6 protein-coding genes are annotated in these 8,856 nt (G+C 70.0%); 4 read left to right on the forward strand and 2 right to left on the reverse strand.

Translation table 11 applies throughout. From position 1 onward, the window contains the following. Nucleotides 1–2 precede the first annotated feature (2 nt). From ACSDR0_RS36815 to ACSDR0_RS36830, 4 genes are all read left to right on the forward strand, one after another. A complete protein-coding gene (locus tag ACSDR0_RS36815) occupies nucleotides 3–1,673 on the forward strand; it encodes a carbohydrate binding domain-containing protein (RefSeq protein ID WP_435293571.1) in 1,671 nt (556 codons plus the stop codon). Further along, the gene (locus ACSDR0_RS36820; protein WP_435293572.1) at nucleotides 1,670–3,700 is read left to right on the forward strand and encodes a carbohydrate binding domain-containing protein; all 2,031 of its coding nucleotides are present in this window, start codon (nucleotides 1,670–1,672) and stop codon (nucleotides 3,698–3,700) included. The genes ACSDR0_RS36815 and ACSDR0_RS36820 overlap by 4 nt, the downstream gene beginning before the upstream one ends. Before the next feature lie 210 nt (nucleotides 3,701–3,910). Beyond that, a complete protein-coding gene (locus ACSDR0_RS36825) occupies nucleotides 3,911–5,299 on the forward strand; it encodes a hypothetical protein (protein ID WP_435293573.1) in 1,389 nt (462 codons plus the stop codon). Nucleotides 5,300–5,450: 151 nt separating this feature from the next. Then, nucleotides 5,451–6,302 carry a PhzF family phenazine biosynthesis protein gene (locus tag ACSDR0_RS36830; RefSeq protein ID WP_435293574.1) on the forward strand — a complete coding sequence of 284 codons (852 nt, stop codon included), beginning with the start codon at nucleotides 5,451–5,453 and terminating at the stop codon, nucleotides 6,300–6,302. Between the two features lie 63 nt (nucleotides 6,303–6,365). Here ACSDR0_RS36830 and ACSDR0_RS36835 read toward each other — a convergent pair whose 3' ends face one another. Together ACSDR0_RS36835 and ACSDR0_RS36840 are read right to left on the reverse strand one after the other, a co-directional pair. After that, entirely contained in the window at nucleotides 6,366–7,202 is an 837-nt protein-coding gene (locus tag ACSDR0_RS36835; RefSeq protein ID WP_435293575.1) for a DUF6597 domain-containing transcriptional factor, read from the reverse strand. Nucleotides 7,203–7,206: 4 nt separating this feature from the next. After that, on the reverse strand, nucleotides 7,207–8,313 hold the full coding sequence (locus tag ACSDR0_RS36840) for an AI-2E family transporter (RefSeq protein WP_435293576.1): 1,107 nt from the start codon (nucleotides 8,311–8,313) through the stop codon (nucleotides 7,207–7,209). Nucleotides 8,314–8,856: the final 543 nt, after the last annotated feature.

Consider the following 8,856-nt stretch of genomic DNA (forward strand, 5'->3'; position numbering starts at 1 on the left):
GGATGCATCTCAGGAAACTCGCCGCGGCCGCCGTGCTGGCGCTCGGCGGGACGATGCTGGTCGCGACACCGGCCCACGCGGCCAACATCGCGACGAACCCGGGCTTCGAGAACGGGCTGAGCGGGTGGACCTGCTCCGCCTCCTCGGGCGCCACGACCGTCTCCTCGCCCGTACACGGCGGGACCAGGGCCCTGCAGGCCACCCCCCAGGGCTCGGACCAGGCCCGCTGCCAGCAGACGGTCAGCGTCAGGCCGTCCTCGTCCTACTCGCTGTCGGCCTGGGTGCGCGGCGGATACGTCTTCCTGGGGGTGAGCGGCACCGGCACCACCGACACCAGCACGTGGGCCTCCTCCCCGTCGGCCTACACACAGCTGGCGCGCACCTTCACCACCGGCGCCTCGACCACCACCGTGACGATCTACACCAGCGGCTGGTACGGCCAGGGCGCCTACCAGGCCGACGACGTCGTCCTCGACGGCCCGCCCGGCACCGGCATTCCCGGCGACACGACCCCGCCGACCGTACCGGGCAACCTCACCGTGGGCGGCCCGACCGCCACCTCGCTGACCCTCGGCTGGACGGCCTCCACCGACGACTCCGGAAGCGTGGCCCGCTACGAGGTCTCCCGCGACAACGGCGCGGCGGTCGCCACGGGCTCCGGCACCGGCCACACCGCGACCGGGCTGAACCCCGACACGGCCTACGGCTTCCGCGTCCGGGCCTGCGACGCCGCGGGCAACTGCTCCGCCTACACCGCCTCCGTCAGCGGCCGTACGAGCCGCGACACCGGCCCGCCCCCCGGCGGCGAGATCCGGTACGCCCCCTACATCGACATCACGATGCCCACGCCCTCCCTGGTGAGCGCGGCGGCGGCGACCGGGGTGAGGAACTACACCCTCGCCTTCGCCCTCGGCGACAGCAGCGGCTGCAACCCGGCCTGGGGCGGCACCATCCCGATCAACGACTCGCGGATCGTCAACGACGTCAGGGCGCTCCAGGCCCAGGGCGGCCAGGTCATCGTGGCCACCGGCGGCGCGATGGGGCCGTACCTGGAGCACGTCTGCGGCACCTCCGCGGCGCTGGTCACCGCCTACAAGAAGGTCCTCGACACGGTCGGCACCAACCACCTCGACATCGACGTCGAGGCCGCGATCGACGCGGCCAAGGTCAACACCGCCCTCAAGCAGCTCCAGGCCGAGCGCGGCACCGTGATCAGCTACACCCTGCGCATCCAGGGCCAGGACTACGGCGTCGACCCCTTCTCGCTGTCGATCCTCCAGGACGCCGCGGCCAAGGGCCTCAACGTCATGGTCAACCCGATGCTGATGAACTTCGGCTACACCGGCAACTGGGGCGACGCCATGATCGCCGCCGCCCAGGCGACCCTCGCCCAGATGAGAACCGTCTGGCCCGCCAAGACCGACGCCCAGCTCAAGAAGCTGCTGGGCCTCACCCCGATGATCGGCAGAAACGACACCGGGATGACCACCACCCAGGCCGACGCCCGCAAGCTGCTCGCCTGGGCCAACACCAACCACGTCGGCTTCGTCGGTTTCTGGTCCAGCGCCAGGGACAACGGCGGCTGCCCGAGCGGTCAGGTCTCACCGACCTGCAGCGGCATCTCCCAGTCGGCCTGGGAGTTCACCAACATCTTCAAGGGGTTCACCGGATGAGGTTCAGGAAACTCGCGGCGATCGCCGTACTGGCGCTGGGCGGGACGATGCTCGCCGCGTCACCCGCCCACGCCGCCAACATCGCGGTCAACCCCGGCTTCGAGAGCGGGCTGACCGGCTGGACCTGCACGGCCGCCTCCGGTGCCACGGCGGTCTCCTCGCCGGTGCACGGCGGGACCAGGGCCCTGCAGGCCACCCCGGCGGGGAACGACACCGCCCGGTGCCAGCAGACGGTCAGCGTCAGGCCGTCCTCGGCCTACACCCTGTCGGCCTGGGTAAGGGGCGGCTACGTCTTCCTCGGCGCCACCGGCACCGGCGGGACCGACCCCAGCACGTGGACGTCCTCGCCGTCGTCCTACGCCCAGCTGTCGACCTCGTTCACCACCGGCGCCTCGACCACCTCGGTGACGATCTACGTCAACGGCTGGTACGGCCAGGGCGTCTACCAGGCCGACGACGTCGTCCTCGACGGAGCGCCGGGGCAGGGACAGCCTCCCGCGGCGCCCACCGGGCTCACCGGCACCGGCAACGCGACCACCGCCTCGCTGAGCTGGAGCGCCTCCTCGGGCGCGACCGGCTACAACGTCTACCGCAACGGGACGAAGGTCGGCACCGCCACCGGGACCACCTTCTCCGAGACCCCCGGCGCGGGCAGCCACTCGTACCAGGTGAGCGCGACCAACGCCTCGGGAGAGTCGGCGAAGTCGGGCGCGGTCTCCGTGACGGTCGGCAACGACCAGCCGCCGCCACCGTCCGTACCGTCGGGACTGGCCGCCACCGTCAGCGGCGCGAGCGTCTCGCTGAGGTGGAACGCCTCCTCGGGCGCGACCGCCTACAACGTCTACCGAAACGGCACCAAGGTCGGTACGCCCACCGCGACCTCCTACACCGACAGCCCGGGTACGGGGACGCACAGCTACCAGGTGAGCGCCTCCAACCCCACCGGTGAGTCGGCGAGGTCCGGCGCGGTCTCCGCGACCGTCACCACCACGCCGCCCGGCAACCTGCCCAAGCGGGTGCTGGTCGGCTACCTGCACGCCTCCTTCGCCAACGGCTCCGGCTACATCCGGATGGCGGACGTGCCCAACGAGTGGAACGTCATCAACCTGTCCTTCGGCGAGCCCACCTCGGTGACCTCCGGAGACATCCGCTTCACCCAGTGCCCGGTCGCCGAGTGCCCCAACGTCGAGTCCGAGGCCGAGTTCATCGCCGGGATCCGGGCCAAGCAGGCACTCGGCAAGAAGGTGCTGATCTCGATCGGCGGCCAGAACGGCCAGGTCCAGCTCGGCACCACGGCCGCGCGCGACAAGTTCGTCCAGTCGGTGGGCGCCATCATCGACAAGTACGGCCTCGACGGGCTGGACATCGACTTCGAGGGCCACTCGCTCTATCTCGACAACGGCGACACCAACCTGTCGGCCCCCACCACCCCGGTCATCGTCAACCTGATCTCCGCGCTCAAGACCCTCAAGGCCAGGTACGGCACCAGGTTCGTGCTGACCATGGCCCCCGAGACGTTCTTCGTCCAGCTGGGCTACCAGTTCTACGGCCCGGGCCCCAACGGCTCCGCCGACCGGCGGGCCGCCTCGTATCTCCCCGTCATCCACGCGATGCGCAACGACCTGACCCTGCTGCACGTCCAGGACTACAACTCCGGGCCGATCATGGGGCTGGACAACCAGTACCACACCATGGGCGGCCACGACTTCCACGTCGCCATGACCGACATGCTGCTCGCCGGCTTCCCCATCGCGGGCAACCCGAACAACGTCTTCCCCGCCCTGCGCCAGGACCAGGTCGCCATCGGCCTGCCCGCCGCCCCCTTCGCGGGTAACGGTTTCACCACGGTCGCCGAGGTCCAGAAGGCCTTCGACTGCCTGGCGAAGGGGACCAACTGCGGTTCGTACCGGCCGAGAGGGGTCTACCCGAACCTCCGCGGCCTGATGACCTGGTCGATCAACTGGGACAGGTACAACGCCTTCGAGTTCTCCCGCAGCCACCGGGCCTATCTCGACGGCCTGGGCTGAAAGCCCCTCGCCGCCGGGGGAGACGGACTTCCGGCGGCGAGGTTTCACCCCGCACCCCTCCGGGGGTGTCCGGGGTACGCGCCCGCGTCCCGAGGCGGTCGCCCGCCGTGACGGCCCGGATTCCGAAGGTCGGGAAAACTGGCAGAGTGGTCTCGGTTTGGAGATCCGGGTGGCTGGTTGGTCGCCAGGTCCGGCAGGCTAGGGGCCGTCATGGACTACGCAATTCTCACGGGGTTCGTCCTCGTTCTCGGTGTCGTGCTCGCCCTGGTCGCGCAGTGGAAGGGCTGGAGACCCTCCCTCCTGGTCGTGTTGGGGGTCGGAATCGCCTTCCGGGTGCTCATCATGACCACCTCCGCGATCGACACCTGGCAACCGGTCGACTTCATCAACAGCTTCAAGCCCGCCGGCGAGGCGGTCCTGAACCGTGAGGACCCCGTTCTGGGCAGTTCGGGAGGCTGGCACTTCCTGCCGACCATCCCCTACGTCTACGGCCTCCTGCTCTGGCTGGGCATCCCCTGGGAGATCGGCGGACGCCTGGTCACCGTGGTCGCGGACATCGTGCTGATCCCCCTGGTCGGCAAGCTCGCCGGGGGCCCCAAGGCGTCGCTGCGCGCCTTCCAGTACGCCTGCAACCCGCTGGCCATCCTCGTCGCCTCCGTCCACGGCCAGGTCGAGCCGGTCGCCCTGGTCTTCGGCGTCGCCGCCTTCGTCGTCGCCCGAGGTCCCGGCGACCCCCACCGGCCGGGCATGACCACCAACCCGCTCGCGCTGGCACGGCAGAGCGTCGCCCTTCACGGCCTCGCCGGTGCCGTACGGCACGCCTTCGGTCCCGAAGGGATGCTCCGCGGGGCGCTCACCCCGCGCCAGGGTGACCGGCAGTCCCTGCGCCGGGCCCTGTTCGCGGGACTGCTGATGGGGTTGGCGCTGTGCGCCAAGAGCTGGCCGATCTGGCTCATCCCCGGCCTGCTCCTGCTGCTGCCCACCTTCCGCGCCCGCGCCGTGGCGTTCGTGGCCACGGGCATCGCGCCGGTCTTCTTCCTGGTCACCCTGCCGATCTTCGCCGGCACCTCGCTGAGCCAGATCCCCGAGGTCATCAGGGTGATCCAGGACGTCCGCCCGATCGTCGGGCAGTGGAGCTGGAGCGCCATCCTCATGCACGGCGTCAACGACCTGAACCAGGGGATCGCCACCTTCGGCACCCGCCTGATCTACGTCACCCTGCTGGTGACGGCCTTCCTGTGGCGCCGCGCCGACCCGATCGACCTGACCACGGCGCTGCTGATCGCCTTCATGGTCGCCACCCCCAGGCTCGGCGCGCAGTATCTCCTGTGGTTCATGCCGTTCCTGATCGCCCGTCCCACCCGCTTCGCGTGGCCCGCGATCATCGGTGTCTCCCTCTGGGCGGGGTACGGCTACCTCTACATGACCCAGTTCGACTCCGCCACCTGGCGAAGTCTCCACGTCGTCTGGTCGCAGGCCTCCATCGTGCTGTTGCCGATCCTGGCGCTCGCCATGCCGTGGGGACGCCGGATCTCCCGCCCGCCCGCCGCGTCTCCGGAGGGATCGCCGCCCCCGGCGCCCGTTCCCGCCTCCGCCTGAACAGGCGGGTCGTTCCCGCCCGTCCCTGGCGGCCCGCCCGTTGTCGCCCGCCCCTGTGGCCCGTCCGTGTCGCCCGCCCCGTCACCGCAGTGTGACGGGGCACCGGCGGGGCCTGGAGGGACGGGGGAGGGGGCTGATAAATTCCGGTGCTGTGACGAGCACCGTGGAAATCCTCCGCTACACCGCTTTCACCCACGATCCCGAGGGGGGCAACCCCGCCGGGGTCGTCCTCGACGCGGCCGGGCTCTCCGACGTGGAGATGCTGGCCGTCGCCGCGGAGGTCGGATACTCCGAGACGGCTTTCGTGACCGTCCGCGACGACGAGCGACGCGCCTTCCGGGTCCGGTATTTCGCCCCTTCGGCGGAGGTGGCGTTCTGCGGGCACGCCACGATCGCCACCTCGGTGGTGCTGGCCGAACGCCTCGGGACCGGGCGTCTGGCCTTCGACACCAACGCGGGCGAGATCATCGTCGACACCGAGATCGTCGACGACGCGCTCCACGCCACGATCACCAGCGTCCCCACGCACTCCAGGCCCGTCGCGGAGGACGCGCTGGAGGAGGCCCTCGCCGCCCTCGGCTGGTCCCGCGACGAGCTCGACCCGGCCTTCCCGCCGCACGTCGCGTTCGGCGGTGTCGAACACCTCATGGTCGCCGCGGTCTCGCGCGACCGCCTGGCCGCTCTCGACTACGACTACGAGCGGCTGAAGGCGGTGATGACCCGCGAAGGCTGGACGACGGCGAACCTGTTCTGGCGGGAGAGCGACGAGCGGTTCCACGCCCGCAACCCGTTCCCGGTCGGTGGCGTCGTGGAGGACCCCGCCACCGGGGCCGCCGCCGCGGCCTTCGGCGGTTACCTGCGGGTCCTCGGGACCGGCTCCTCGGAGTTCACGGTCATCCAGGGGGTCGACATGGGACGGCCCAGCACGCTCAAGGTCTCGATCGCCTCCCCTGACGGCCGGACCCGGGTGAGCGGCGGAGCGGTCGGGCTGGAGACCGCCTGATCCCCGGCCTGAGGGACGGAGACGGCTCGACGTCCTGGTGCGACGACCCGCGCGGGGACCTGGTCAGGCGGTTCCGTCGCCCGGCCGGTCGAGCAGCCGGCTCAGGGGCACCCCCGCCAGCCGCCGTACCTCGTTCGCCATGTGGGCCTGGTCGGCGTACCCGCTGAGCGCGGCGACCTCGGCCGCCGCGACCCCGCGTCTGGCCAGCCGCAGCGCCCGCTGGAACCTGATCACCCGCTGCAGCACCTTCGGGCCGTACCCGAAGGCCCGCAGGGACCGGCGCAGAAGCTGCCGCTCGCCGACCCCCAGATCCCAGGCGACCTCCCTGACGCTCCGTCCCGTCCGCAGCGCCTCGGCGATCGCGGACGCGGCCGGGTCGGGCTCGGGCGCCGCGCGCAGTCGTACGGCCAGAGCCCGCCGCAGGGCGTCGGAGATCGGCTCCGGCGGCCGGACCCCGGCCGGTCCGGTGGGCGGCTCCGGCGCGGGCGGTGTGGTGAGCGGCTCCCGTGGCGGTGCGGTGGACGATTCCCGTGCGAGTGACGTGGTGAGCGGTCCCGGTGTGAGCGACGCGGTGAGCGGTTCCAAATCGGACAGTGGCACGAGCGGTTCAAGATCGGACAGCGGCACCCGCAGGTCGCGCAGGCTGTCGAGGCGCACGCCGAACAGCTCGCCCGCCGCGCCGGGCCTGAACCGGATCCCGACGTAGCGGTCACCCGGCGCCATCCGGACGGGCTTCGGGCCCGTGTCGGGCCCGGCGACCTGTGCTCCCCCCGGCCCCCAGATCAGATCCACGCAGCCGTCAGGCACGACCGGTTGCGTCGTGGCGGAGGTCGCCTCGTTGATCCACAGGCAGGCCACCCACCCGGCGATGCGGGAGCCCGGCGCCCACTCGCGATACATGACCTCAGGGTACGGGCGGTGGTCTCTTCCCCTGGTCCGCGTCCGGTTTCCTTCCCGACGCGGGTTGCCCTTCGCCGGGAACGTCCCCGGAGACGAGGGCGGCGGCCCAATCACCGTCGGGGTCGCTGTCGATCAGCAGCGCACGGGTCAGCAGGCTGAGCGGGATGGCCAGCAGCGCGCCCAGCGGGCCGAGGATGAACGTCCACAGGATGAGCGAGAGGAAGGTCACGGTGGTGGACAGGCCGACCGCGTCACCGAGGAACTTCGGCTGGATCAGCGACTGCACCACGAAGTTGATCAGTATGTAGGAGACGATCACGAGGATCATGGTTTTGGGCCCGCCCTCCAGGAGGCCGAGCAGGGCGGGCGGGATCAACCCCAGGACGAAGCCGATGTTGGGGATGTAGTTCGTGATCAGTGCCAGTACGCCCCAGAGGAGGGGGAGCGGCACGCCGAGAATCCAGAGGGCGGTCACGTCCAGTACGGAGCAGACCAGCCCGAACCCCGTCGAGACCAGGAGATAGCGGCGGGTCTTGTGGGCGAAGTTGTTGAGCGCCCCGATGAGCAGGGGCCTGCGCGCCGCCCCCAGGGCAAGGATTTTGGAGAAGGCCTGGGTGTCCAGGCACATGGCCAGGAGCAGGACGATGATGAGGACCAGGCCGGAGAACACGCCCAGCAGTCCTGAGACGAATCCCTGCGCGAGCGCGAAGATCTTGCCGGGGTCGAAGGAGTTGATCGCCTCGTTCATCTGCCGGGTGCCGATGCCGAGCTTGGCCGCCTGCCGCTGCGCCTCCACGATCAGCTGGTTGAACTGCGCGTCGTAGGTGGGCGCGAGGGCCGCCATCTGCGCGACCGCCACGGTCAGGATCGCCACCATGCCCAGGAGCACCAGCAGCACGATCACCAGAGGGACCGCCACCAGCGTCCACCCGGGAGCGCCACGCTCGCGAAGCCAGGTTCTGACCGGGGACACCGCCAGGACCAGAACCAAGGCCAGCAACAACGGCCCGACGATCGATCCGATCTCCCTGATTCCTCCCAGGGTGACCACGGCGCCCGCGGCGCAGAGAAGCACGACGAGCGCCCTGGGCAACACTCTGTGGTCCGTCATGACGGACCTCTACCCAAGGGGTGAAAAACACGTCATGGCAGGGGACGCACTTCGATTTGACGGGGCTGGGCGCCGAACATAGAGTTCACCAGGCCCGAGGGGGTCGGCGGAGATCGCTGGAGCCTCGGGACCCTCCTTCTGATGAACTCCCTTCGACGGGGCGCATGCGTCACGCCGAAGTCTGGTTGGACAACAACCGGATGTGGGAGTAAGTTAGAGGGGTTGCCCTGGAAACGGGGTGGTCGCAATCCTAGCGGGTTCGGCGGGTTCGAGTCGATGGTCGAAAATCCGACAGTTTGACACGAAACCGGCACTCCTGATAAGATAGTGACACGAAAATGGAACGCCCCGGAGTTCGGGTCGGCCGATCTGGCCGGTCAGGGTGATGGTGTACGCGTCCGTTTCTTGAGAACTCAACAGTGTGTTAAAAGCCAGTGCATGATGCACAACCCCGTTCAACCTGCCCTTTGGGGTGGGGGACGGATTCCTTTGGTTGAACATCCACTGCGTTCCTTTTTCCGCCTTGTGTGGTGGTGGGGGATG

It is taken from the genome of Streptosporangium sp. G11, from assembly GCF_051192615.1.
Classification (GTDB): domain Bacteria; phylum Actinomycetota; class Actinomycetes; order Streptosporangiales; family Streptosporangiaceae; genus Streptosporangium.

Coding starts and splice junctions, on each gene's coding strand:
- ACSDR0_RS36815 (WP_435293571.1), top strand. CDS start 3: ATGCATCTCAGGAAACTCGCCGCGGCCGCCGTGCTGGCGCTCGGCGGG.
- ACSDR0_RS36820 (WP_435293572.1), top strand. CDS start 1,670: ATGAGGTTCAGGAAACTCGCGGCGATCGCCGTACTGGCGCTGGGCGGG.
- ACSDR0_RS36825 (WP_435293573.1), top strand. CDS start 3,911: ATGGACTACGCAATTCTCACGGGGTTCGTCCTCGTTCTCGGTGTCGTG.
- ACSDR0_RS36835 (WP_435293575.1), bottom strand. CDS start 7,202: ATGTATCGCGAGTGGGCGCCGGGCTCCCGCATCGCCGGGTGGGTGGCC.
- ACSDR0_RS36840 (WP_435293576.1), bottom strand. CDS start 8,313: ATGACGGACCACAGAGTGTTGCCCAGGGCGCTCGTCGTGCTTCTCTGC.